Source organism: Desulfosporosinus acididurans, assembly GCF_001029285.1.
Lineage (GTDB): Bacteria > Bacillota > Desulfitobacteriia > Desulfitobacteriales > Desulfitobacteriaceae > Desulfosporosinus > Desulfosporosinus acididurans.
Genome location: NZ_LDZY01000013.1, coordinates 22,652 through 46,889, shown reverse-complemented (window position 1 = coordinate 46,889; position 24,238 = coordinate 22,652). Strand labels below are relative to the sequence as shown.

The following is a 24,238-nucleotide window of genomic DNA, read 5'->3' as shown; positions in this document are numbered from 1 at the left end:
CTTTAATCCCCCTGTAGCTGCGAACCTCTTCTAAAGAAGATCCAGCCTTTTTTGTTAAGATAGTTCAAATAGGAAATTAGTCTTTGATACTTGGGATCAAACTCAGTCCCAAAGAGTTTTTGCAGTTTTTGTCCGATCTCGAACACCGTACACTTGCCATCAATATAGGACCAAACCCGTGAGCCTATTTCATCCAATTCAACATCACTAACATACGGCTTTTTCACTAACCAGCGGGCAAACTTCTCAATCAGTTTATCATGTTCAAAGAAGAGAAACACTTTTCCATTTCTTGATTCCCATTCCTGGTGTTGTTTCCATGGGATGTAACATAGATAATTATCTTCTCTTTTTTTCTTCTTAATCATAGATATAGTCTCACCCATTCTGTTTCGTATCTTTCTTGACAGTAACCCGGTACATCCAGACAGCTAACAGAATATAAAGAAGCATTGCCGTATAGGGGCTTCCGGTAATTCCCGGTAAAATATTAGCTCCAAAGCCGATATTAATACTCAACGTAGCAAATACCGCAATCACGATGCCCATAATCGCATCCCCGGCAACAAGCCCGGAGGCCAGCAGGATTCCTTTTTCCACCTTTTCCTTTAATTGATCACTATTATTACGGAACTTCCGATCAACAAAAACTCTGATCAAACCTCCTACTAAGATACCAGCACTGAGATGAATCGGCAAATAGAGACCAAGTGCCACTGGTAAAACCGGCAATCTCATTAAGGCACACATCACACCGAACGTAACACCGATAATAACAAGAATCCAGGGTATTTGACCTGTCATAACACCTTTAACAACCATGGACATCAAGGTCGCCTGAGGTGCAGCAACAGCATCGGAACCAATCCCGTAGGTATGATTTAGCATGAGCAAAACCAAACCGGAAAAAACAGAGGCGAATGCTACACCGGCATACATGCTGAATTCCACTCGTTTCGGCGTCCCCCCAATGATATGGGTAGTCTTTAGGGCTTGGGCCGCATCACCGGATACTGCAATGGCTATACAGACAATAGAACCTGCCAGGATAGCAGCGACCATCCCCTGCTGACCAGTTAACCCTGTAGCTTTTAACACAGCCGTGATAAAAAGCAAGGAAGCGATGGTCATTCCGGAAACCGGATTATTGGAAGCACCGACGATTCCGCACATCCGCGCAGAAACCACGGCAAAGAAGAAAGCAAAAATAACAACCAGAAGAGACCCAATCGGTCCGATAGAAATCATAGGCAATAACCAAGCAAGAAGGAATACAAAGACTGCCGCCCCAATAACCCAAATTATCGGCGCATCTATATCTGTACGTTTATCACTGACAGTTCCTTTACCCAGTCCCCCCATCGCTGATTTGAATGAGCGGCCAATCGTGGGCAATGATCTGCCTAAACTGATAAATCCACCTGCTGCCACAGCTCCTGCCCCCACATATCTGATATAACTGCTCCAGATCGCTGAAGCACTCATTTTCGAGATTAAGGTCGTGGAAGGGAACAATGGTGTAGTAAGCCCTGCACCTACGTATTTAATTAAAGGGATTAACCCGAACCAGGCCACCAGTGCACCAGCAAACATGTATAGAGCAGCTTCGATACCGATGATAAAACCGACTCCGGCAAGCGATGCCAATGTATCGACACCAAAGACAGTACTCTGCAAGGGTTTGATTGTCCATTCCGGTTCCTCCATCCAGAGTGCAAAACCACCGGATAACAGTTTATAACCGCCGCCATACAACAAACCTGTAAGTACCGTCTTAAATCCAGTGCCGCCGGAACTGCCGGTAGCCAGGATTTCGGCAGCTGCCATACTTTCAGGAAAAATAAGTTTCCCGTGTTCTTCAACCGTCAGATATTTACGCAAGGGAACGACGAAGAAAATACCTATCAATCCCCCGAGCAATGTAGCGACTATGATCGTTGATAATTTTAACTCTAACCCCCAAATAATAATAGCCGGTAAAGTAAAAATTATCCCGCCTGCCAAAGCTTCACCCATAGCGGCAATGGATTGAATCATGTTAGCTTCTAAGACATTGTTGTGTTTGAAAAGTCCTTTAAGTATTCCTGTAGCCAGGACCGCCGATGGAATCCCAGCGGCAATTGTCATGCCTACCTTAAGTCCGAGATATGTATTGGCGGCAGCAAATAGTGCGGCAAATAAAACCCCCATGACTAACGAAACTACTGTGATCTCAGGCATGGCTTCGCTGGCAGGTATGTATGGGATGTAATCTTCTCCATTGACTCCACCGTAAGCCGAATGATCCAAACCTCTCTTTTCCATTCACTTTACCTCCTAGCCTAAATTTTAATATTTCGACATCATTTTATAGTATTCTGCTTTTTGCGCTCAAATATCAAAATAATTATGCGACACCGTTTTTATACTAGTCTTTTATGAGACTGCCAAAGAAACCCTCATCATTCGTGATGGGGGTTTCTTTGCGTAAAGGATCAGTATGTACATTATCTTAATGGTGTTCTCAAAAGCTTTGAATCAAGTTCAACAAAATAGTCAATCAACAAGGTAAGTGAACTCGTTCACGCTAAAGCTAAACAAGCAAGGTATGGGAACCACTCCCGCTTAAAGTGGGAGTCTTACGATTGGATAACATATATTGTCTTACTCGGAAGCCTTTAAATCGAAAGTCTCCTGCTTGTTATTCCATTTAACTGTAAGCGTATAAACATTATCTTTTGGAGGCATCGCCCCGCTCCCACCTATCCCTCCAAAACCAAGTATTACACAACCATAGTTCGCAGCACTATCATTTCCAGTGAATCGGCTTGCATCAAACCCCTTAGAATCTGTTCCCCCAAATTCATCAATGGCAGACTTAAATTCATAACTAAAATCTCCCTGAATATTACCAGGGTCCCCTTTAAACTCCATTACGGGTTGCCTATGATTCCAGCAATCATCTCGGAGAACCCCTTTATCATCTGTCCAAAAGTGATTGTAATAATTTACGATGACTTTTCCTCGCCAATTATTTCCTTCTCCTTGATACACTATTTGTTGTCCTTCATTTAAATTATAAAAAATTGCCTTACCTAAGTTCCTTAGTCTCGGTGAAATTTTCTGCGCATACTCTTCGCCGGGAAACTGACTCAAACAAACAACTATGATTGTATTTTTGGCGGCGTAAGCTAGATTATATTGCCATTTTGGCGAAAACATATTTAAGTTTGAACCATTACTTTTTTTCTCATTAGTGTCTTGCCATTGATCATAGATTGTATCCCTCTCCCCAATAGAAGTAAACTTATAGATAAATAGCATTCCATCAAAATTCTTGATTTCATAAATTTGGGGTTCAACTTGACCCATTTTGTAATCAGCTGGGTTCACCATTAAATTTGAAGTTAATGACAAACCGGATTGCATGACGGTGTGTTTAACATCTGTTACTGAGAGGATATCTTTATAAACCGCACTTCCTGCTCTATTCCATACAAGACTAATTCCAAGGCTGGTAAAAATGATTAGAACGAGCCCTATGAACCATGTTGCTTTAAGTCGTTTCTGCCACGTCTTAAACTTATCATCCTCGGGTAAAGGGTATTTCTCCATCTTTCAGTCCTCCATTCCTCAGAATATCTGTATGAAGTTGATACATACTCGATGACATACCAATTTTTAGAGATTCTCTATGCTTCAATCGATTACCTTCATATTATTATGAACAATACAAAGAATTGTTCAGCTAACGCTGAAAGCGCTTAGCCAATAACAAATGCTATCGCGCTGAAAGATGGACTCTACCCAGGTATGAGAACCAGCCCCATTTGTAAAAGTGGATGTCTTACGATCTGATAAATATTGACAGTAGTTAAAGAATACGCTATTATTCAGTTGTACTTAGTAAGTATGGCTTAGTAAGTTTTGCTTAATAAAGAGGGGGAATTGTTTATGAGAAGTAATGAATTAGGACGTTTTTCGGATGCGTCGTTTCTTATCCTTTCAAGTCTAGCAAATGGACCGAAACATGGATACGCTATGATGGAAGATATTAAGTTATTTTGTGGTACTCAGCTAGAGCCCGGTACACTCTATGGTGCGATTTCGCGGCTAGAGAAACAGGGATGGATTGAAGCTCTGGTTACTGAGGAAAGGCGTCGCCCTTATCGCCTCACTAGTGAAGGGATAATAGCTCTTAGGGAGCAAGTTGCAACCTTAGAACAAGTTTCCATGGTTGGAAAAAAACGATTAGCAACACTGGAGGGATTTTGATGCGATGGTTATTAAAACTCTATCCCCGTGTTTGGCGTGAACGTTACGAAGATGAAATGCTGACAGTTCTAGAAGATCACAAAATTACACCATCTACAGTCTTTGACTTACTATTAGGGGCTTTAGATGCTAATTTTCATTACAATGGTTTTACGGAGGAGATTTCATTTATGTTAGATCGTGTGCGGTCAGGAATTGTGATGATTTTTTGTTCTTTTATGTTATATGGAATCGGATGGAGTTTACTTCAACGTCTTAACGACCCAATTCCGGATTTTCAAATGATAAATACAATTCATCCTGAATTTGGAGTCATGCATAACGCAATTTTTATTGTTGGATTTATCTCTTTTTTAGCATTTCTGATAGGCGGTTTACCTATTTTCTATATTTCGGTTAGAAGAGCATACAGGGATAGAAAACAAAATGTGTTAAGCTCATTTAGGGTAGCTGTTTCATGCCTGCTCTTATTCGCAATTATAACGGTAATCCTTGCAATTTGGCACCCGCAAGCTCATATTTATAACATTTTGATTGGATACCTTTTACTTTCGGCTCTCCTTTTAGTTGTGGGAATCGTCGCAGTTTCATTTGTAATAGCAAGAACTGAATTTCAATTATCCGAACTGAAATTCGTATATATCCCCGAAATAATAATCTTGTTTGGCATGTTAGCATCACTAGTTCTATCAACCATCTTAATCACCAGGATTACTGCTAACGCACCCCAATTATTTATCACACAAGATGTGAGCAGCACGATGTTCATTACAGGCATTATTATAATGTCACTTGGTACAATCTTTGCTGTAATTGGATTTAAACGTGGTACAGTCGTACAATTTGAACAGTTTATACAAGAGTGAACTCGGGCTCTGTCCCACCTGAAGTTTACGTTAGGGGGTATATAATGAAACACACTTATACTAAACCACCGACTCGATATTGGTTTACGATACTTCTTGCCTTAGTTACCGGGTTTATTTTTAGTCGACTCAGCATTGCCCAAGGAAAAGCATTGGTAAATGCAGTACCATGGGGTGTCTTAGTCCTTTTGGTAACCGCCTGGCTTGGGACGAGCAAAAACGATTCATATAGGATGGGAGCTGTCTTCGGTTTTTTCGTGTCTTACGCATATTTATGGTTTGATAACCAAAATATTCATTCGGTAACTCAGGTTCTAATTCTCATCCCTCTAATCATTTTACCGTCCTTGTTCGGATTGCTTTGTGGGACAGCATTAGGGTACTTGGGATGGAGAATTCGACGGATGTTCATGGTAGTAAAGGCCCAATAAGTGAAATAGACTCCCAATTATACTACAAATGCCGTTCACTACACAGAGTGGACGGCATTTGTAGTAACACGATACAAGAGCGGTCACCAGCTGATTTCGGCAAAGAGGCGGATTTCCGATCGATTGATTTTCGATATCATTGGTAAGATTCTCCTCAATATAAGTTAATGCGTCATTCTCGTTTTTAACGAATCCACTTAATGACCTCCTCTCTTAGCAATAGAATATCAGAGGCAGTAGGACCTTTCGGAGTGATGGGAGCCTTTATGCAACCGCAAGGCCATGTGCAGGTTATCATGAATTGCCTGGATTTTGCTTTAAACCCCCAAGCGGCTTTAGATGCTCCGCGCTGGCAGTGGATTGAAGGAAAAACAGTAGAAATTGAGCATCAATTGCCTGAGCATATTGCTCAAGACCTTGCTCGGAGGGGGCACGATATTAAATGGGCTTTGGGTTCCTTAAATCAGCGGAACGCAGGCCTTGACTAAACCGCCGGGCACCGGTATGCTGGTTATTTTTACACTTACGCCATATACTTCCTGAAGATTTTCTTCCGTCACTATTTCGTCGGGCCTGCCTATCTCAAAACCTTCTTTACGGAGCAGGGCTACCTTTGAGGAGCATAAAAAGGCGTGATCTGGAAAATGAGACGTCATTATGACTCCTATTCCCCTAGAGCTCAGCTTTCTTATCTGACGAAGCACCAGCATTTGGTTGCCAAAATCAAGATTAGAAGTTGGTTCGTCCATAACAAGAAACTGGGGCTGCTGGGCAAGTGCCCTGGCTATTAAGACCATCTGCCGCTCACCTCCGCTTATCTCTGTATATATCCTGTCTTTAAGATGCATTATACCCAACTCTTCCATTACATTCCTAACAATGGTTCTATCCGTCAGGGCAGGAGTTGAGAAAGAACCCAGGTGAGCCGTCCGTCCCATAATAACTACATCTGAAACAGCGAAAGGAAAGGGAGGAGTATGGGTTTGGGGGACATAACCTATGACCTGAGCATATTTTTTCCTTGACCATTGGCTGATATCTTCTCCGTCCACTTTAATTGAGCCTCCCCGCAGCTTCAAAAAACCGAGCACTGTCTTAAACAATGTGGTCTTGCCCACCCCATTAGGGCCGAGCAGGCAAAAAATTTCCTTGGATGAAACGCTGAAAGAAATTCCCTTTATCACATCTCTCTTGCCGTATCCGCAAACAGCGGAACATACCTCCAGCTTCATTCCCAAGAGCTCCTTCCTTTAAGCAATAAATAGATAAAAAACGGGGCACCGATAATCGCCGTTAAGATGCTCAAGGGTATTTCAGTTACGAGCACCGTCCGGGCCACATCGTCAACAAGCAGAAGAAATGCCGCTCCCATCAAGACGGAAGCGGGCAGTAAAACCTTATAGTTCGGCCCGACGATAAGACGCGCTAGGTGAGGGATGATCAAGCCCACCCAGCCTATCATACCTGAGATGGCTATTGATGCTGAAGTAAGTAGAGTTGAGGCCATTATTAAAATAACCCGGATTTTCAGAGTATCTATTCCCAGGGCCTTGGCTTCCTCATCACCGAAAGAGAGAATGTTTATTTTCCAGCGCAATAGAAAAAGTATCACTAATCCGGCAAGAAAAGGGAAAGCCATCATCCAAACCTGTTTCTGCGTCGACGATGTAAGTCCGCCCATTAGCCAGAACGTGATTTCGGGCAGTTTATTGTTCGGGTCAGCCTCATACTTTATTACTGAAGTAAAAGCGCTGAAAAGACTTTGCACAACCATACCCGTAAGCACAAGAATAAGTACGGTATTCATATTTCGTCCTATAGCCTGCCCTAGAAAATAAGTTAAAGCGACGGCCGCTATTCCGAAGAGAAAAGCGGTTAGTTCAATGCCTATAACATTGTAATTATTCAGGATGGCGAAAGCTGCTCCGAAGCCCGCTCCGGCCGATGCTCCCAGGATATCCGGGGAAACCATAGGGTTCTTAAAAACTCCCTGATAAGCAGCGCCGGAGCCTGCCAAAGCCGCCCCTACCATCATGGCACACAGGATGCGGGGAATCCGAACGTTGAATAAAACCTTCTCCAACGTATCCGGCCAGGTCGGAGTCAGTCCGCACAATTTACCGAAAAGAATCTGCATAAGCTGCGGCAGCGGAATACCGTATCTTCCAAAGCTAAGGGATACTAAAAAGGCGGCAAGGGGTAAAAGGGCCAAAGCCGCCATCACCGAAATTAACGGGCGCTGTCGAGAAGTTTTTATTTTACTCTCTAATTTTTTCATACTGCCCATTTAACTATTAATTAGCGATTCTGCTTGAGCATCTGTGATCTCTACACCGTAGAAGGTCTTGTAGAAATTTTTAACATCACTCTTCAAATCCACTTTGACATACTCCGGATACAATTTAGCTGCCAGCCATTCTACGCCCATAACTCTCGCAATGCAGGGAGGACGGTCAAACCAACCGAAAGGCAATGAAGCGGGTACGTAAATTCTCTTGTTCTGAACAGCTTTAACGCCGGCCCAGGTTTTGTCGCTATAGATAGTTTTAAGGAAGTTACTCCCGCCCATCCGAGAGTTGGCCAGAATAACATCGGGGTTCCATTTCAAGACCTGCTCCATGGAAACGGAAGCACCTTTGCCTGACGATGATGTATCCATAGTGACAACATTGGTTGCGTTTACGAAATTAATAACCTCAGTATGCATTGAATCGTTGCCATCCGTTTTGAGGCCATCCGCGCTTTCAGCATAATAAATTTTGACCTTTTCGTCGGCAGGGACTTTGGCGACCATAGCGGCAGTTCGATCGAGAGATTTCTGAACATAATCGGCCAACATGTTTCCTCTATCTTCCACGCCAAGTATTTTCCCCAGCAAGCGGTAAGAAGCAGCGGTCGATTTCAAGGCACCGTCCATTATTACAACAGGGATTCCGGTTTGCTTGCCCAGCTCAGTTACCATGTCGCTGGTTTGACCATTGTAAGCAAAGTCCAAAATGATGTCGGGAGAAAGGGCGGTGATTGCTTCCGTATTGAACGTGTTTTGACCGCCCATATTTCCGCCCAGAACTTGAAGGTTTTTGTATTTAGGGCTTATGTATTTAAGCTCGTCCTCCGACATCTTGGAGTTCCAGCCCAGCAGCTTATTCGGGGCTAAGGTATAGACAATGTAGGTCCCGATCGGGCTTGTGCAGAATACTTTGTTGACCTTAGCCGGGATCTTAACTTTATTGCCCAGCATGTCGGTTATTTCCCGCTTATCCGACGCTGCGGCTGAAGGTGACTGCGAGGCCGGCTGTGTGGCGGAAGTAGTTGAACAACCTGCGATAGAAAAGGTCAGAATAACAGCACATATAGCCCAGGCGATAAATTTAAACCGTTTACTTTTCATTTCGACTCTCCTCAATCTATATTTTTTTGTTTATGTTTGTTTATATTTATTTTACATAATCCCGATCTAAAAATTAAAGAACATCGCTGAGTAAATCAGCCAGTAGCTGCGGCAGTCGGTCTCTGTTTTCACGGGTTACCGTAAGCAGGGTCACCTTGGCGTGCTCTCTGATTTGGTCCGTCCAGCCGGTGCTGGCCAGTTTGATGACCCCGAGTATAGGCTTGGTGCCTGCGAGGGCAGCTAAAATCTCCTGCTGAAATACCAGAGCCCCGCTCTCCAGGCTGCCACATTCGTCCATTAAAATCAGGGCTGAATCCGAATCAGCCCTGACCGAACGAATCAGCTGGGCTCCATAGCCATCGAACCTTTCGCTCAAAACCTCCGGCGGCCGCCCTGCCCCAAAACGTACAATAGCCTTTTCTTCACAGCAGACCTGGGGCAACGCCGCGGAATTCAGATAAAGCAGCCTGTCCTCCATAGCCCGGTCAGGTCCAAAGTAAGTCCGAAAGCCCTGAGGAGTTATCTTTAATAAATTCAGAGTTTTGTTAATGACTGTACTTTTGCCTATTTGGATATCGCCGGTTAGAAAGATATGCATTGCTTACAACCCGCCTTTAATCTCGAATACCCCAAAGGATTTCAAGCGAGGGATGATTAAGGGGAACTGAGGATCCCCGGTCACTCGGAGAGACTCGCTTAGAAAGCTGTGTAACTCCTCCGAAATGATGGCCGGGCAATGGGTTCGAATAAAACTATCAGCATCGGCCCGAGAACGAAAGGGCTGACCGAACTCAAAGGCAGCTTCCGTAAGAAGGTAATCCCTCCCTTGCTCCTTGAGAACCAACTCCAGATTTTCAGCGGTATTCTTGCGAAATTCCCGGTATTTCTCTGGGTACAGCTCTGTCTGTTGCTGTTTCCCCACTACGGCAATCAGCTTTCGGCAGTGAGAGAGGAATTCTTCAATTTCTTTGCTGCCAAAAAAACAAACGCAGATGACATCCCACTCTCCCTCAAGATTCCGGCAATCCAGGAGCCGGGGGGTAATGTTGGTAATGTTTCTGGTCTCCATATTTTTCTGTAAGGCTGCCAAGGCATTACGGTTAATATCGATACAAGTGATCCTGTTGATGCTCTGGCTGAGCTCCAGATCAAGCAGGCCTAACCCACAGCCGATATCGCAGAGGCTGGAATAGCCTTGCAGCCTGGGAGCAATCAGCCCCGCCAAATTTCCGAAAAACCCGGAATAATTGTTGGCCTCTTCATACCAGCGGATGGTTTGGGGATTCCATTCAAAATTCATGATTCCGCCGTCTTTCTGCCTTAAACGCGACTTTTTGCCCTGTGGCGAAGATCTTGACCTGTTCTGCTCCGGCGGCAACCCGGAACGCCCGCTGATTGTCTTTAATGAGAAATCCGGACAATTCATCAACCCCGTAATCAAAAAGCACTGGGGCCAAAGGGGTAGCAGGTCCCACTAAGCTGACTCGGACAGCGTTTTCGGTCAATGCTAAAAGCCGGGGCAGGGTTTTATCCACTAGGGCTGTACAGGTAAGGTAGGCGTAATCTGCTTCAGGAAGCAGATACTCACAGGCCGGCATAGGGTAGTCTCCTTCTAAGGGGTCCCATTCAATAATAGAAAAGTCACAGACTGGTTCCAGCAGATTCTCCAGGTAAGGAAAATGTCCGACTACCACAACCCTTTTCCCTTTCACAACATTTTGGGACATGATAAATGGATCATAGCGCCGGTCTTCCACGCGCTGGGCATCGGAGAACTCCACCCCATTGTCTCTGGCCACTTGAGGATTGTTGTAGTAAGCGTTCAGGGCCGCGGCACCTAGGGCCGCCTCTATTAAGTTCCATGATTTTACACAAGCTGCCACTTCGCGCAGAGGTGCACCCAAGAGGTTTTTACTGAACATGGGCATCCGCTGATCATAAAACCGCCCCGCAGCCACCCCAGAACCCTCTCCGCTGCGGACATAGGAATAGTGGTAACCGCATACCAGCTCGTCAATCAAATAATCTTCGGGTATCCCTTCTATTAAAGCATCATATAATTCCCACATTTTAGTCCTCCCTTGATAGTATCTGTAAACCTTATTACTGATATTGAAAAGTTAAAAACTCGGCCCGTTCAAATCCTTCATATGAATTAATTCCCCGGCCCGCAAGGCAGTACGCAACCTTTGCATAGTATTATCGAGATTTTCAATCATCCCCAGACTTTTCTTTTCTTCCTCGGAAATGCCGATGACTTTGGCAATCCCTCCGTTTTTAATAATGATCCGCTTATGGGCACTCAGTGCCAAAAGAGGATCATGAGTGGAAACAAATATAATCTTTTCTCTTTTAGCCAGCAGCCCAATAGCCTGACGCCGGTTGATCCCGGCATTTTCGATTTCATCAATCAAGATGATAGGAGAGTCGCTCATATATGCGGTGTCTGCGATCATCAGAGCCCGAGACTGCCCACCACTGAGCTGAGTTACTAGCGTGTCTTCAGAGAATTTCTCCCCGGCCAGCTGATTGGCACGTTGAAAACAGATGGCCACCACTTCGCCAATATTGGGAGTAAGCCGGCATCTGGCATGCATCTCCAGAAATTCACGAACCGTCAGGTCCATGACAAAATTCATATTCTGGGAAAGCTGGGCAACCAATTTCCCTTCCATCTCGAAGCGCTGAAGTTCGTCCAGCTCGGCCCCATTGACCAGGATTCTCCTGCCAGTGAGAGTGTCTCCCTGAGCCAAGCACTCAATGTCATTGAGAAGGCGGCTTTTCCCTGAGCCTGTCGGCCCGACAATGCTGATGATTTCCCCGGCGGAAATGGTCAGGCTGATATTTTCCGGCGTCCTGGATTTATCCCAACCACCACTAATCGTAATCGACTTAACCTCTTCCAGAAGATTCTCCTTGGGGGTGAATTGCTCAAGAAACACTCCAAAGGTCTTTAAAGCTTCGAACCGATCTAAACCGAATTCGGCAAGAGCTTCGTCGTCCACCTTCAGCAGGGCCTGGGAGAAAGGGAGTTCTTTTGCTAAATTGTTTAGGCGAAAATTGGCCAAGAAATCCCAGCCAATGGGATATTCCTTCAAAACCTCATCCAGTGGTTTGCTGTCCAAGATCATCATAAAATCATTGAATGTCATAGGTTCTTAAACTCCATTTTCTTCATCATTCCCATCTGATAAGGCGCTCCTATTTTAGTTTCCCCGGTACAGTAAGAGCAAACGGCAGCAGGTGTTGTAAAGCGCAGTTTTGTATCTGTCAGGCTCTGGATCTCCACGGCCTGCCGCAAATATTTCGCCAGAATGAAGGCTCCTTGCCCGGTTATCCCATTGACAACTATCACCTTGGCCGCTGAATTCACTTGCCTTATATTAAAAGCAAATACTTCCCGTTCAGCCTGAGAAACAATATCCCCTTTAGTCACAACCACAATATCCGCAAATTTGAGCATGGGTCCTATTTTGCGGGGAGTATTGACTCCAGACAGATTGTCTATCACGCAAACTGCCAAAATTCCCCGGATATAGGGGGAACAGCGGTTACAAAGGCCGGCGCTCTCCGTGATGAGCATCTCAAAACCGGAGTGAACTCCCCATTGTACTGCGTCCTCAATATTGCTCACAAAATAATGGTCTGGGCATATTTTCCCGGAAAATCCGGTTTGCACGGGAATTCCGGCCTCTTCATAGCTGAGATTATCAAAAGAAGTCAGGCAGTCAAATTTCACAACACCGATGCTGCCTTTATCACAGTTCATACATTCGATCAGCTTAAGTATGACAGATGTTTTGCCTGAAGATGGCGGACCGGCAACTGTTATCAGCTTCATAACAACCTTCTCCCCATTTCTCTGGATGAGTTATGTTTGATCTTGTAGTGTTAGTTTGCTATGTATTAAATTTATACGTTATTTAAGTCTTTGTCCAGTTCATTTATATATGTTTTTGTTAGTTTTTATTAGTTTATTTACAGTTATATTCATTTATATTTGGTCACTAGGAAGCTTACATCTTTTTAATCCAAAACAAAAATACCGGTCATGGCGACTCTCCGCCTCAACCGGCATGTGGGTTAAGTAGAACCAACTTCTATATTGCAAAATCAGAGTGAACTTGTTCAGCTAGAGCTGAACAACGAGACTTCGGTGGGGGAGATCCACTCCCACTTACGAAGTGATAGTCTTATGATTGGATAAAGTTAATAATTCTTCAAAGCTATCAATAGCATAATCATATTCTTCAACATTCCCAAAACCGTAACTTGCATATACAAAAGGAATTCCTGCTACTTTTGCTGACTCGGCATCACCATTAGTATCACCTACATAAATTGGCTTTTTCAGCTTATTTCTTTTCATTATAAGTTTATTATTTTCTCCTTTTGATAATCCTGTTGCCCCCCAACACTCAAAATCATCGAAATACTCACTTAAGTTATGTGCCTTAAAGAAGCATTGTATGTAGCCATCCTGACAATTACTAACTATGAATAACTTGTACTTTTTTGATAACTCTTTAAGTGTTTCTTCTAGTTTAGGGAATAAAATCCCCCCATGTTCACCTAAAAAAACTTGTTCGGTTTCACAGAATTCTTCTAATAATTTGATTTGAAACTTCTCATCTAGATCCGGAAATAACCTTTTGCGTATTTCATCCATTGGAAGCCCCATGCATCTCTCCATATCTTCAGGAGTTATTACCGTTGTAATGTTTGGATAGTTTGCTAATACTGTTTTCCATGCTTCACAAATTCCTGCTATTGAATTCCAGAGAGTGCCATCTAAATCAAAAATAATACTATCGATACTCATTTTTTATTACCCATCCCCTTTAAATATAATCTTAAATCATAACTTCTACCGATACGTCAGATCAGAAGAAGTCAACTCTAATCTAACCCAAACATCTTGATCCATGATATCATGAATAAGATATATTCTATAGCTGAAAAATGCAAAAAAAAAAACTGTCTCCTAAAATCCAGGAAACAGACTTTTTACTCTAAGCCTCTCTTTACTGTAGCATATTTAATGGAGTTACCCTAATTCTTATTTAATTCGATTTTATTTTCTTGTTTAAGTTTTACTAACTCATCCTCAATTTGAGAATTGACCTTACTCGCTTCTAGCTCTGCAAATTGCCTTTCAATTGTACTGGTGTGCACCATTGTTCCAGATGCCTTGGCTTCTGCCTCCATACGTTCAACCCGATCTTTCATTCGCTCAAAATCTCCTAACGGGTCATGGGAGGAAAGTCCGGATACAGCCTCATTCGCCTTTTTCATTGTTTCCGCCCGCCGTTGACGCATAACCAAATCATTACGTTCCAGCTTAGCCTTTTCCAGTTTCTCCGAAAGTACACGGAGATTATCCCGAAGATCTTTTACTGATTTGGTCTGCTCTAGAAGTTGAGACTCATAATCACTCTTGCTGATCTCAGCTTGTTTTTTATACGTTAAGGCATTCCTAGCCAAATCATCCTTTCCCTGCTGTACAGCAAGTTCAGCCTGTTCGCCGCGTACTTTAATTTCCTTATTCAAGCCTTCAATGCGTTCCTCAAGTAGAATTTTATCCGCTAAAGCACGGTTGACTTGAATTTGAAAATTGCGAACTTCCTCCGTTGCTCGTTCTACGTAAAGATTTAACATTTTTTCCGGATCTTCAGCCTTTGATATAAGATCCATAGTATTGGCTTGTAGCAGATCTTTTACCTTACTAAACAACCCCATAGACGCCAATCTCCTTTCATATAGTAACTAACCCATATAGTTATGGCTTAAACATTTCCATCAACTTTATCTTCATCATAAGCATTTACTGAAGCAGTACCAATGTTTTTCTTCATATCGCCCAGATTGGAAATAACATCTTTGATATCTATGCCGGTTAAAGTTTCCACGAGATCAGGAACTTGAGCAATCATATTCGTGACATCGCGGGTGACTTTCTGCATCCCAGAATTGTCCCCACCGGTAGATACAACCGTAATCTTATCGATGTTTTCAAGAGGTGCCGTGACAGCTTTAGCAAGGTCAGGCAAGCCGGCTAATAATTTATCTAAGATGGCCGCTTGTGAGTAATTAGCAAAGGCTTCGGCTTTTGCCTGAATAGCCTCAGCTTCGGCAAGACCCTTGGAACGAATAATATCTGCTTCGGCAGTACCAACAGATTTGGTGGCTTCAGCCTTTGCTTCGCTTTCCATCTTGATGTTAAGAGCGGTGGCTTCAGCTTTAGCTTTATTCTCAATCACAGTAACCTGAGCATTCGCCTCGGCCTGAGCTTGTTGCTTAATTTTCACAGCCTGAGCTTCGGCTTCCGCAGGTTTAATCACATCAGCTTCCAATTCTTTTTGTTTACGACCAATTTCGGCTTCAGCGACGGCAGATTCGCCCTGACGTTCAATCTGTTTAACAGTCCACTGCTTCTTGGTCAATTCCTGTTGCAGTTCAGCATCGCGCAGCTTGTAAGCGTTTTCCTTATCAGCCTGTGCCTTTTGCACTTCAGCATCATATTGAGCCTTCTTCAAATTCAGATTTTTCATATTCTCCGCTTGTTGCGTTTCAGATTGAGTCTGAGCTTCTACAGTCTTTTGCTGTGCCTCAGCTCTGGCAATGGCAGCGTCCCTCTCGGCTGCTGCTTTCTGGATTTCACTTTCTTTAAAAGCTGTAGCCTTAGCTATCTCGGCCTCCTTAAGTACACGAGCAATCTCTGGTTTACCCATGTTTTCAATGTACTGATTTCGATCTTTGACACTCTTAATTGTAAATGAGCGAACTTCCAGTCCCATCTTTGATAACTCGCCCTGACAGGTCTCAAGCATCTTTGTTTGAACCATATCCGGTTCCTTAACAATCTGTTCGACGGTTAACTGGCCGATTATACTGCGAAGGTGACCCTCCATGACCTGTTTAATCATAATCTCCTGAGCTTCATCACTTTTGGACAAAAACTGAACTGCCGCTGTCTTAATAGCATCTGAGGTGTCAATAATCTTAATTTGAGACACCGCTTCAATAGTTACCGCCACTCCCTGAGTCGTGTATAAATCATTGGCCGGAGCAATGTCAAAGGACATCAAGGCTAAAGATATGCGCTTGCAGGTTTGCACAAGTGGCCAGACGACACGACCGCCTCCCGTAATAACATTAGAACCACCCATACCATAGACAATTAATGCTTCATCTGGACCTGCTTTCTGAAACATACGGGCAAGAATACTTAAGATAGCTAACAAACCCACAACCGCCACGGCAATAACGATTATTATACTCGAAAATATCATCTTATTTACCCCTTTCTAAATCTTTTTTACTTGCCAAATGAGTCGGCAGAAGATACGTAAGCCACTCCCCTTTCTACTTTTACTATTACCACACTTACGCCTTTATTAATTTGACCTCCATTTAATGCCTTTGCCCGGATAATTCTATCCGTACCCTGTAAAGGATACAAAACCTCACCCATTGAATTTTGGGAAATATTAGATATAACCAAACCAGTTACCCCCACTGCATCGGTATCCTTTGTGTCTAAAAAAGCAGTCTGATTCCTTAGCATTACTGTTATTACTGCTCGAACTACCCACCAAAATGCTATACCCCCAACTAAAGCAGGAGGAAGAGTGAGTAAAACTATATTAAAGACTTGAAAACCTATAAGACCGCCTGCCCCAAAACCAAGCAAAAAAGCAAATATAGCCTGGATATTTAAAATTGGCACGGTATAAACTGACGTACTTTCATTAGCAATGCTGCTATTATTTGTCGCATGGACAGTAGTGTGCGGGGCATGACCAACATGACCAACATGACCCATATGCCCGCCGTGTCCTCCAAAACCTAAGCTTAAGACGCTGAGGATAAAACCCACAGCTAAACAAATTATGTAAATACCCTCTAGAAAATTTACACTAGAACCAAATACCATAATTACAATCACTTCCTAAGGTTATTTAGTAAAAACAACATTAATACAGAATATGCAGTTAATCATCTAAAATAAATTAAACCATGTTAAATAATTAAGGTGCATTATTTGCGGCTATCCTTGATCATTCTTTTTTTCCTAATTCCACTATTTTTCACTATTTCCTGCTTAAAGCAGTACAAAATATTTTCGCCGAAAATTCCTTTATTTAAAAGCTTAAAAGGTGCCGTTGCATAATGAATATCCATCCGTTTTTATAAATAAAAATCCTGCATATGTAGAGGATTTAAACCACTATTTATGCAGGATTTTGTTTAATAAGGATCGTTTATGCATTTGGCAACGGCCCATATTGCTTTTCACATCAACAACTGCGTTATTTCCGATTGGATTCTTTTGATTTCCATAGTGTCTCTATTGTCAACCGTCACGCTTTTGTATTTTAGGGCGAAGTACGCCCGGTCGACCATGTATCGTTGTAAATGGTTTACGTAAAAGCACATTATCCATACCATTTTTCCATTTAAACGGCATCAAAGGCCAAAAATATGGGATACCAAACGACTTGCGGGTCATCACATATACTAACCATATAAATACAGCAACGCCGAATCCCACAGCCCGCAAATGGAAGGCAAACCCAAGCTGGGTACATACGAGAATAAACAAACGGGATAGCTGATTAGCTGATGCCAGATCATACGAGGTTAGAGAAAATTGGGCAACCATCACAAACGCCATATACACTAAGACTTCAGGTTGCAACAGGTGTATTTGTGACACAAATTGGCCAAAGATGATTGCCGCCATGATACTAACCATAGATGCTAAGGTTAAGGGAGAAGTCATAACCGCAAGTCTAAGAATATCTATCGCCACCTCAGCCACAATTAATTCAAGCCAAAGTGGCAGTGGATCGGTCCTATCGGCCTTGAAAAAAGCTAGTTGCTTGGGCACCAATTCAGAATGAAAATTAACCAGAAGGAACAACCCTGGAAGGAAGATGGTAATAAAAGCGGCAATCAGCATTGTCCAACGTCTGTATGTGCCAACGCTTGGGTATTGATGATATTCCTCAGGGTGTTGCAGCAATTGAAAGAAGGTAATGGGTGCAATAATCACCTCCGGACTGGTATCTACAACAATCACTACATGCCCTTCGACAAGAGCGGTCGCCGCCACATCCGGCCTTTCGGTATAACGCACAATCGGATAAGGATTCCATTTAACATTGCCAATCAGCTCAGTAACGGACTGTTCAGCCATCGCCACAATATCGGTTTGAATAGATTCTAAGCGTTCACGTATGGTCTTTACCGTATCTGGATTGGCCACATCCTCTAAATACATTAAGCTGACATCCGTTTTTGAGCGAAGCCCGACCTGCATCAGTTCTGCCCGTAAACTTGGCTCCCGCAGCCGACGCCGGATTAGCGCCGTATTCATTAACATGGTTTCCGTAAACCCGTCCCTGGGACCCCGGACAACACGTTCAATTTCCGGCTCCTGGATACTGCGCATCGGATAAATACGTGTATCAATGAGCAGTGCAGCATCATATCCATCGACGAAAGTAACCATGGGACCTGAAAGAATAAACCTTACAACATCTTCCATCTTCGTTACAGGCTGCACCTGGACGAAGGCAACATTGGTATTCAGATAATTCATGAGATCGTGAAGCGTGTAAGATTCGTTTTCTGTCACAAACGTTTGAATACGCTTCTCCAGATCATCAAGAATAAGCACAACATTCATCGTTAGAAAATACCCATTTAAAACATATGACATCATATTAAGCTTAGAGAAGTTAAATGATTTCGCCATAATATCCCAGCTATGTCCCGGACCTTGCCCTACTCCCAACAACTCATTCAAGTAGTTTATATTATCTTCTAGTTTGGTGGAAATCGGGGGAAGAGGTTCATTTTTAGGTTCTGTCATTGCCATTGAGTGATTTACTCCTTTCAAATAACTACCATTCCAAAGCATGATGCTTTACTAATCCAACAATGGTCATCTAGCAATCTATAAAGCTTTTCCTAAAAAAAAGCTAATAATAAGAATACATAATACAAACAACGTAATGATTGTGTATACGTAATCTTTTTCTAAAACAAACATCAAAACCGAGGCTGCAACACGAAAAACAGGGGTGGCGATTAAAAGTAACAGCCCAAGGCTAATTATCGATGCAGGTTTAAAACGTAAGATCCCTGCAAGTACCATACCGATGGTTGTGGGAAATTCACCGCTTTGATAGCCGGATTGACCAATTGCAAAATACAATAATAAACCAATTACTACTACCATTGCTGACAAATAAACCCCTGTACGCAGACTGGAGCTAATGAATAACTCAGCATCAAATAAATCTTTAGCCGCATTTTTCTTACTCATAATTATCACCTAGCTTTCCAGAGCATTTCCAGAGCAATATAAATTAAGACTGGGATGAAGATGAAGCGCAAGGTTTTACTTTTTAAGCGTTCCATTACTTTTGTTCCTATCCTGGCGCCTAGTAAAACCCCCAGAGCGACGGGTCCCGCAACTAGAGGATCAATATCTCCGCGGGAAAAATAAACACCTGCGCTGGCTGCCGCGGTTACCCCAATCATAAAATTGCTGGTTGCTGTAGATACTTTCATTGGAAGTTTCATAAAAACGTCCATTCCTAATACTTTAAAAACACCGCTGCCAATTCCTAACAGTCCAGAGATGACTCCGGCTCCGTACATTACAGCATATCCGGGATAAATTCCAGTTACCTGATACTTAACATTTTGATGAAGAGCATTATCATAATATTCGCTATTGAGATGAAGACGTTCAGCTAAGGGATGAGTCTTGACGTTCGTTGGCAAATCAGAGTATCGCTTTTTGAACATAGTGAATGCAGAATAGAGTAATAACAGACCAAAAATAATGGATAAAAGTCTGGTACTAATCAGACCTGCAATAAACGCTCCGGTAATAGCTCCCAACGTTGTCGCTGTCTCCAGGAACATACCAATGCGGATATTGGTTATTTTATCCCTGACGTAGGCAATCGCAGCACCACTTGAGGTAGCAATGACCGAAACAATACTGGCTCCGATGGCTTCATGAATCCGGACGCCCAAGGCCAACGTTAAGGCAGGAATAATAATGATTCCGCCTCCTAAACCAAGTAATGATCCTAAAAAGCCAGCAAACAAGGAGAAAGCGAAAACCACGACACTCAAACCCGTAGACAATAAACTCACTCCCTTTGTTTATGTAAAATGAGTTCCACTTAATACCAAACTTTGATAGTATTAGCCATATAGCCTCTTTCATACTGTCTAACCAGATATGATATACTTAAGTGTCGCAATTCCAGTGGAATCGCTCGTTACGTGGATTAATACAAAAACAGTCAAATTAAACCATTTGTTGCCTGAAATCCCGACACAGAACAATTACAGACCGGATTATTTTTGTGCTATAATGACCTTAAATTTTATATTATGGAGGAATTAGAGCATGAAAAAAGTGGTTGCTTTTATGGGGAGTCCAAGAAAAAATGGCAATACGGTCACTCTTGTTAAAGAGGTTATTAGGGGAGCACAGGATGCTGGTGCCGAAACAAATATTTTTAACCTATATGATATGAACATTAAACCCTGTCAAGGCTGTCTTGCTTGTCGCAAAACTGGACACTGTGTCATGCAAGACGATTTTCAGAACATGTTTAACTATATTATCGATGCCGATGTTGTGGTTTTCGGGTCACCCGTATATCTTTGGCATGTCTCAGCACAAATGAAATTGTTATGGGATAGACTCTGCGGCTTGTTTGATGAAAACCACAAGCCCAGGTACGCTGTTAAAAACTTGATTATGGTATATTCTCAAGGAAATCCAAACGCACAAGCTTTTCAAACATCCTTTCAAACCAATGAATCCATGCTTAAAATGTTTGGCTTAAATGTAGTTAATACTATTTTACTTACAGGCGGCAACGACCCCAGTACTGCAGCTAATAATAAAGAACTTTTAGTAAAGGCTTATGAAGCAGGAAAAGCAATTTACATTGAGTGAACTCGTTCAGCTAAAGCTGAACATCAGGGCTTCAGATACAATAATGTCCAATGGACATTATTGACGAGCCGCCTTTCCCAATAGGAATACTTAGCGGCGAAGGAGGGCTCTACCCCACCTGAAGTTTACGAAGGCCCCACCCCCACTCACATGAAGTGAGGGTCTTAAAAACTGGATAAACTCGGTACCGTTAAAGTTTCGATTATTTCCAATCATATGATAAATATAAGAACCTCAAAAATCAAAGAGAGGAAAACCAACTTAATGGTTTTCCTCTCTTTGATTTTGTTAATAACGCGACACTCTTCCCCAATCGTCTAGGAAATTAAAGCAGCCTAGCTTGAATATCTGTAATGAGTATTTTACAAATTTATTACATTGTGTTAATGAATTTTAACATTATTTTCCGAGTCCCTTTACAAATATGTAGTAGGATATATTTTGATTAAAAAATACCATTAATTTTAGGAGGGATCGCAATTTAATGAAAGTTATAATTAAAAGAGCCTTTACTGTTCTCGCAAGTACCGCCCTAATCGGCACACTAGTAACAGCAGGCACTGTGCCGCCCGCACTAGCAGATGTAACCTCGACACCGAACAATACACAAGTAATCAGTGGTGCAAAAGCAAATACTCCGATCCAACACGTCGTCGTTATTTTCAATGAAAATGAGTCCTTTGACCATTATTTCGGTACATACCCAGTTGCACAAAATCCAAACGGCGAGCCTCCATTCTATGCAACACCAGGCACTCCCACTGTTAATGGACTGACTGCTGCTTTATTGACCAATAACCCCAACAGCGCGAATCCTCAACGTTTAGACCGATCTCAGGCCTGGACCAAAGATATGGATCACGGTTATACTTCGGAACAAAAGTCATTTGACGGCGGATTAATGGACAAGTTTGTGGAAAATGACGGGCACGGTGATCCAACGGTTATGGATTATTTTGGCGGAAATACTGTAACCGCATTTTGGAATTATGCCCAGCACTTTGCCTTGAACGACAGCTACTTTGGCTCAGACTTAGGTCCTTCCACCCCGGGAGCTCTCAATGTTGTTTCGGGTGAGACGGGGGGAGCCACGGTGTATAGCAACAACCAGGCAAATGGCGGAAAGGAATTGCAACCCAAAGACTATCCGAAGTCAGTTACCAGCAATGGCACAGTTATTGGTGATTCAGACCCGTATTACGATTATGCTTCCAAGGGTAAAACCATTTCCATGGCTGGTAAAAACGTCGGTGATTTATTGAATGCCAAAGGGCTCACCTGGGGATGTTTCTTTGGCGGATACGACAACCCCGCAGCCCAGCATAAGAACATTCACGGAGACGAAGTGACGGACTATATCCCCCACCACGAACCATTTCAATATTATGGAGCAACTTCGAATACCAAACACCAGAAGCCATCCTTTGCGACCACGATCGGTCAAGATGATCAGGCCAATCATCAATATGATATGACTGATTTCTGGGCAGCAGCAGATGCCGGAAACCTGCCAAACTACTCTTTCCTGAAGGCGCCTGCTTATCAAGACGGACACCCCGAATACTCGGATCCCCTTGACGAACAAACCTTCCTTGTTCAGACCGTCAATAAATTAGAATCTTTACCAAGCTGGAAAAGTACCGCCATTTTTGTCTGCTATGATGACTCCGATGGCTGGTATGATCACGTTATGCCTCCCATTGTGAATCAATCGAACGATCCGGCTGTAGATGCGTTAGAAGGAAATAACGCAGGGACTAAAGCTCCCTTAAATGGCGAAAAAGATCGTTTAGGATATGGGCCAAGATTTCCGATGGTTGTAATTTCACCCTATGCTAAGCACAACGCCGTCATTAATACAACTGTCGACCAATCCTCTGTGCTCCGTTTCGTTGAGGATAACTGGAACCTCGGGCGCATTGGCGGCGGGTCATTTGATGCTGAAGCAGGTTCTCTAAATGATATGTTTGACTTTAGCCAAGGCTATTCTAACCCCCCTGTGTTCCTTAATCCAAATTCGGGCGAGCCGGCAGCACAAATTGCACCATTTAAACAAAACGGACTGCTCTACATGACTCTTGGGGATCTTGAACAGAGCCTGGATGTTCAGCCGCACCAAAGTGGCAATAATGTATGGTTCATGTATGGAAACCATCTGGTCAATATCCCGTCCAATGGAGACACTGTAACGGTTGACACAAAGCCTGTGAAATTAGGCTCCCCAATCGTAAATGGGACTGGCTTCATTTATCTGCCAATTGATAACTTGGCAAAAGCTCTTAATGCGAAGATTGTCCAGTATAAATCAGACCAAATCTTGTTCCAATCAAGCGAGGCACCAGACCAACTTGGTGGTTTGAATACCAATTCCAACACCGCCACAACCGCTGGTAAAGTTAAAAGCAGCCCCGCGGCAATGAATATTACGATTAAAAGTGACGATAACGCTGGAACTAACTCCTTGTCAATTAGCACACCTGAAACAATTACTTCTCCAGAATTCAAAACACTTGTTAATCAGACCATTAAGAACGCTCAGTCTGGAAAAACTTACAACCTGATTATCACAGCTACTGATGCTTCAGGCAACCCTGTCAAAGCCAGCGGCACAGCTTATGTAACATTTGCACCTGGTGTTATTGATAAAAAAGGAACGCTTGCTGCGAGTGGAAAGAATATCAGCACTACGCCTGTTGCTGTAACCCTCGACTCCAGCGGCAAAGCGGTTCTTACCTACACCGTTGGCACTGCTCCAACAGATTGGGATGCTTACGACTATGATGTAATCACAATATCCAATTCGGCCCAAACATCTGCAGCATCGTACATGAACGAAATTAACATATTGAGCTAATTATCTTTCCTCATCTAAAAAACATTGCGCTACCAGCTGAGCTGGTAGCGCAATTTCAGTATTAACAACTGCCGCCGCATCCTCCGCAGCAACCGCTGTCACATCCTCCGCCATTAAAAGGTTTTGCCGGACGTATTTCAAAGCCTCCGCCGGTTTCCGTCTCCATATAGTCTATGACGGCTCCTTCTAGATAATTAGAGAGTTTCTTCTCTATGAGTATTGAAACACCGTATTCTTCGTCCAGAATATCCTCATCTGTTTTCGAATCATCCAGAGCCATGCCGAAATTAGGACCGCTGCAACCCATCCCCGCAAGATAAAGACGGAGAGATGAATTTTCTTGGTTTTGAGCTTTTAGAATTTCTTTAACTTTTTGGGCCGCAAGTTCAGTTATTTTAACCATCTAGCGTCACTCCTTTTTAAACTATATTCAAATTTTACACT

General features: G+C 43.0%; 25 protein-coding genes. 6 read left to right on the top strand and 19 right to left on the bottom strand.

Annotation, left to right across the window (positions count from 1 at the left end):
• Positions 1–2 precede the first annotated feature (2 nt).
• The 3 genes from DEAC_RS17065 to DEAC_RS17055 all read right to left on the bottom strand — a co-directional run bounded on the left by DEAC_RS17065 (position 3) and on the right by DEAC_RS17055 (position 3,396).
• Positions 3–368 carry a PqqD family protein gene (locus DEAC_RS17065; RefSeq protein WP_047811362.1) on the bottom strand — a complete coding sequence of 122 codons (366 nt, stop codon included), beginning with the start codon at positions 366–368 and terminating at the stop codon, positions 3–5.
• A gap of 10 nt (positions 369–378) precedes the next feature.
• Entirely contained in the window at positions 379–2,304 is a 1,926-nt protein-coding gene (locus DEAC_RS17060) for an OPT family oligopeptide transporter (protein ID WP_047811283.1), read from the bottom strand.
• Between the two features lie 339 nt (positions 2,305–2,643).
• Positions 2,644–3,396, bottom strand: coding sequence for a hypothetical protein (locus tag DEAC_RS17055; RefSeq protein ID WP_242847186.1), 753 nt, complete (start codon positions 3,394–3,396; stop codon positions 2,644–2,646).
• A gap of 537 nt (positions 3,397–3,933) precedes the next feature.
• On the opposite strand from DEAC_RS17055, the gene DEAC_RS17050 reads away from it, so the two are divergent.
• The 4 genes from DEAC_RS17050 (at position 3,934) to DEAC_RS17035 (ending at position 6,039) form a co-directional block, all read left to right on the top strand.
• Positions 3,934–4,254 (top strand): PadR family transcriptional regulator, encoded by a 321-nt coding sequence (locus DEAC_RS17050; RefSeq protein ID WP_047811281.1) that lies wholly within the window; start codon positions 3,934–3,936, stop codon positions 4,252–4,254.
• Positions 4,254–5,120, top strand: a complete 867-nt coding sequence (locus DEAC_RS17045; RefSeq protein ID WP_047811280.1) for a hypothetical protein — start codon at positions 4,254–4,256, stop codon at positions 5,118–5,120. Before DEAC_RS17050 ends, DEAC_RS17045 begins: the two co-directional genes overlap by 1 nt.
• Before the next feature lie 44 nt (positions 5,121–5,164).
• Complete coding sequence (locus tag DEAC_RS17040; RefSeq protein ID WP_047811279.1) at positions 5,165–5,551, top strand: hypothetical protein; 387 nt, start codon at positions 5,165–5,167, stop codon at positions 5,549–5,551.
• Between the two features lie 200 nt (positions 5,552–5,751).
• Complete coding sequence (locus tag DEAC_RS17035; RefSeq protein ID WP_200903158.1) at positions 5,752–6,039, top strand: gamma-glutamyltransferase; 288 nt, start codon at positions 5,752–5,754, stop codon at positions 6,037–6,039.
• Here DEAC_RS17035 and DEAC_RS17030 read toward each other — a convergent pair.
• The 15 genes from DEAC_RS17030 to DEAC_RS16960 form a co-directional block, all read right to left on the bottom strand.
• Positions 6,010–6,783, bottom strand: a complete 774-nt coding sequence (locus DEAC_RS17030) for an ABC transporter ATP-binding protein (RefSeq protein WP_047811277.1) — start codon at positions 6,781–6,783, stop codon at positions 6,010–6,012. The two genes, DEAC_RS17035 and DEAC_RS17030, sit on opposite strands and share 30 nt — an antisense overlap.
• Positions 6,780–7,838, bottom strand: a complete 1,059-nt coding sequence (locus tag DEAC_RS17025; protein ID WP_047811276.1) for a FecCD family ABC transporter permease — start codon at positions 7,836–7,838, stop codon at positions 6,780–6,782. The genes DEAC_RS17030 and DEAC_RS17025 overlap by 4 nt, the downstream gene beginning before the upstream one ends.
• A complete protein-coding gene (locus tag DEAC_RS17020; protein ID WP_047811275.1) occupies positions 7,839–8,942 on the bottom strand; it encodes an ABC transporter substrate-binding protein in 1,104 nt (367 codons plus the stop codon).
• A gap of 73 nt (positions 8,943–9,015) precedes the next feature.
• Positions 9,016–9,540, bottom strand: coding sequence for a nucleoside-triphosphatase (locus DEAC_RS17015; RefSeq protein WP_047811274.1), 525 nt, complete (start codon positions 9,538–9,540; stop codon positions 9,016–9,018).
• A gap of 3 nt (positions 9,541–9,543) precedes the next feature.
• The gene (locus DEAC_RS17010) at positions 9,544–10,242 is read right to left on the bottom strand and encodes a class I SAM-dependent methyltransferase (protein ID WP_047811273.1); all 699 of its coding nucleotides are present in this window, start codon (positions 10,240–10,242) and stop codon (positions 9,544–9,546) included.
• On the bottom strand, positions 10,232–11,011 hold the full coding sequence (locus DEAC_RS17005; RefSeq protein ID WP_047811272.1) for a DUF364 domain-containing protein: 780 nt from the start codon (positions 11,009–11,011) through the stop codon (positions 10,232–10,234). The genes DEAC_RS17010 and DEAC_RS17005 overlap by 11 nt, the downstream gene beginning before the upstream one ends.
• Positions 11,012–11,062: 51 nt before the next feature.
• Complete coding sequence (locus tag DEAC_RS17000) at positions 11,063–12,094, bottom strand: ATP-binding cassette domain-containing protein (protein ID WP_047811271.1); 1,032 nt, start codon at positions 12,092–12,094, stop codon at positions 11,063–11,065.
• Positions 12,091–12,783: a GTP-binding protein gene (locus tag DEAC_RS16995; RefSeq protein ID WP_047811270.1), complete on the bottom strand. Its 693-nt coding sequence runs from the start codon at positions 12,781–12,783 to the stop codon at positions 12,091–12,093. Before DEAC_RS16995 ends, DEAC_RS17000 begins: the two co-directional genes overlap by 4 nt.
• A 336-nt stretch (positions 12,784–13,119) precedes the next feature.
• Positions 13,120–13,764 (bottom strand): HAD family hydrolase, encoded by a 645-nt coding sequence (locus tag DEAC_RS16990; RefSeq protein ID WP_047811269.1) that lies wholly within the window; start codon positions 13,762–13,764, stop codon positions 13,120–13,122.
• A gap of 230 nt (positions 13,765–13,994) precedes the next feature.
• Positions 13,995–14,681 (bottom strand): PspA/IM30 family protein, encoded by a 687-nt coding sequence (locus DEAC_RS16985; protein ID WP_047811268.1) that lies wholly within the window; start codon positions 14,679–14,681, stop codon positions 13,995–13,997.
• A gap of 47 nt (positions 14,682–14,728) precedes the next feature.
• Positions 14,729–16,234 (bottom strand): flotillin family protein, encoded by a 1,506-nt coding sequence (locus tag DEAC_RS16980; RefSeq protein ID WP_047811267.1) that lies wholly within the window; start codon positions 16,232–16,234, stop codon positions 14,729–14,731.
• Positions 16,235–16,260: 26 nt separating this feature from the next.
• Entirely contained in the window at positions 16,261–16,767 is a 507-nt protein-coding gene (locus DEAC_RS16975) for a hypothetical protein (RefSeq protein ID WP_161796466.1), read from the bottom strand.
• 531 nt (positions 16,768–17,298) lie between these two features.
• Positions 17,299–18,870 carry a spore germination protein gene (locus tag DEAC_RS16970; RefSeq protein WP_200903157.1) on the bottom strand — a complete coding sequence of 524 codons (1,572 nt, stop codon included), beginning with the start codon at positions 18,868–18,870 and terminating at the stop codon, positions 17,299–17,301.
• A gap of 36 nt (positions 18,871–18,906) precedes the next feature.
• Positions 18,907–19,278, bottom strand: a complete 372-nt coding sequence (locus DEAC_RS16965; RefSeq protein ID WP_047811265.1) for a DUF1634 domain-containing protein — start codon at positions 19,276–19,278, stop codon at positions 18,907–18,909.
• 5 nt (positions 19,279–19,283) lie between these two features.
• Positions 19,284–20,123 carry a sulfite exporter TauE/SafE family protein gene (locus DEAC_RS16960; RefSeq protein ID WP_047811264.1) on the bottom strand — a complete coding sequence of 280 codons (840 nt, stop codon included), beginning with the start codon at positions 20,121–20,123 and terminating at the stop codon, positions 19,284–19,286.
• Between the two features lie 259 nt (positions 20,124–20,382).
• Here DEAC_RS16960 and DEAC_RS16955 point away from each other — a divergent pair, with 259 nt between their 5' ends.
• Positions 20,383–20,940: a flavodoxin family protein gene (locus tag DEAC_RS16955; protein WP_047811263.1), complete on the top strand. Its 558-nt coding sequence runs from the start codon at positions 20,383–20,385 to the stop codon at positions 20,938–20,940.
• Between the two features lie 484 nt (positions 20,941–21,424).
• Positions 21,425–23,794 (top strand): phospholipase C, encoded by a 2,370-nt coding sequence (locus DEAC_RS16950; RefSeq protein WP_083996246.1) that lies wholly within the window; start codon positions 21,425–21,427, stop codon positions 23,792–23,794.
• Between the two features lie 61 nt (positions 23,795–23,855).
• Here the strand turns inward: DEAC_RS16950 and DEAC_RS16945 are convergent, their stop codons facing one another.
• A complete protein-coding gene (locus tag DEAC_RS16945; RefSeq protein WP_047811262.1) occupies positions 23,856–24,197 on the bottom strand; it encodes a HesB/IscA family protein in 342 nt (113 codons plus the stop codon).
• Positions 24,198–24,238: the final 41 nt, after the last annotated feature.

What these genes read in the sequence shown, in the direction of transcription:
- DEAC_RS17000 (WP_047811271.1), bottom strand. Translation starts at nt 12,094, where the DNA reads ATGACATTCAATGATTTTATGATGATCTTGGACAGCAAACCACTGGAT.
- DEAC_RS17035 (WP_200903158.1), top strand. Translation starts at nt 5,752, where the DNA reads ATGACCTCCTCTCTTAGCAATAGAATATCAGAGGCAGTAGGACCTTTC.
- DEAC_RS17060 (WP_047811283.1), bottom strand. Translation starts at nt 2,304, where the DNA reads ATGGAAAAGAGAGGTTTGGATCATTCGGCTTACGGTGGAGTCAATGGA.
- DEAC_RS17050 (WP_047811281.1), top strand. Translation starts at nt 3,934, where the DNA reads ATGAGAAGTAATGAATTAGGACGTTTTTCGGATGCGTCGTTTCTTATC.
- DEAC_RS17025 (WP_047811276.1), bottom strand. Translation starts at nt 7,838, where the DNA reads ATGGGCAGTATGAAAAAATTAGAGAGTAAAATAAAAACTTCTCGACAG.
- DEAC_RS16995 (WP_047811270.1), bottom strand. Translation starts at nt 12,783, where the DNA reads ATGAAGCTGATAACAGTTGCCGGTCCGCCATCTTCAGGCAAAACATCT.
- DEAC_RS16975 (WP_161796466.1), bottom strand. Translation starts at nt 16,767, where the DNA reads ATGGGTCATGTTGGTCATGTTGGTCATGCCCCGCACACTACTGTCCAT.
- DEAC_RS16965 (WP_047811265.1), bottom strand. Translation starts at nt 19,278, where the DNA reads ATGAGTAAGAAAAATGCGGCTAAAGATTTATTTGATGCTGAGTTATTC.
- DEAC_RS16955 (WP_047811263.1), top strand. Translation starts at nt 20,383, where the DNA reads ATGAAAAAAGTGGTTGCTTTTATGGGGAGTCCAAGAAAAAATGGCAAT.
- DEAC_RS17020 (WP_047811275.1), bottom strand. Translation starts at nt 8,942, where the DNA reads ATGAAAAGTAAACGGTTTAAATTTATCGCCTGGGCTATATGTGCTGTT.
- DEAC_RS17015 (WP_047811274.1), bottom strand. Translation starts at nt 9,540, where the DNA reads ATGCATATCTTTCTAACCGGCGATATCCAAATAGGCAAAAGTACAGTC.
- DEAC_RS17005 (WP_047811272.1), bottom strand. Translation starts at nt 11,011, where the DNA reads ATGTGGGAATTATATGATGCTTTAATAGAAGGGATACCCGAAGATTAT.
- DEAC_RS16980 (WP_047811267.1), bottom strand. Translation starts at nt 16,234, where the DNA reads ATGATATTTTCGAGTATAATAATCGTTATTGCCGTGGCGGTTGTGGGT.
- DEAC_RS17045 (WP_047811280.1), top strand. Translation starts at nt 4,254, where the DNA reads ATGCGATGGTTATTAAAACTCTATCCCCGTGTTTGGCGTGAACGTTAC.
- DEAC_RS16970 (WP_200903157.1), bottom strand. Translation starts at nt 18,870, where the DNA reads ATGCTTTGGAATGGTAGTTATTTGAAAGGAGTAAATCACTCAATGGCA.
- DEAC_RS16990 (WP_047811269.1), bottom strand. Translation starts at nt 13,764, where the DNA reads ATGAGTATCGATAGTATTATTTTTGATTTAGATGGCACTCTCTGGAAT.
- DEAC_RS17040 (WP_047811279.1), top strand. Translation starts at nt 5,165, where the DNA reads ATGAAACACACTTATACTAAACCACCGACTCGATATTGGTTTACGATA.
- DEAC_RS17010 (WP_047811273.1), bottom strand. Translation starts at nt 10,242, where the DNA reads ATGAATTTTGAATGGAATCCCCAAACCATCCGCTGGTATGAAGAGGCC.
- DEAC_RS16985 (WP_047811268.1), bottom strand. Translation starts at nt 14,681, where the DNA reads ATGGGGTTGTTTAGTAAGGTAAAAGATCTGCTACAAGCCAATACTATG.
- DEAC_RS17065 (WP_047811362.1), bottom strand. Translation starts at nt 368, where the DNA reads ATGATTAAGAAGAAAAAAAGAGAAGATAATTATCTATGTTACATCCCA.
- DEAC_RS17030 (WP_047811277.1), bottom strand. Translation starts at nt 6,783, where the DNA reads ATGAAGCTGGAGGTATGTTCCGCTGTTTGCGGATACGGCAAGAGAGAT.
- DEAC_RS16950 (WP_083996246.1), top strand. Translation starts at nt 21,425, where the DNA reads ATGAAAGTTATAATTAAAAGAGCCTTTACTGTTCTCGCAAGTACCGCC.
- DEAC_RS16945 (WP_047811262.1), bottom strand. Translation starts at nt 24,197, where the DNA reads ATGGTTAAAATAACTGAACTTGCGGCCCAAAAAGTTAAAGAAATTCTA.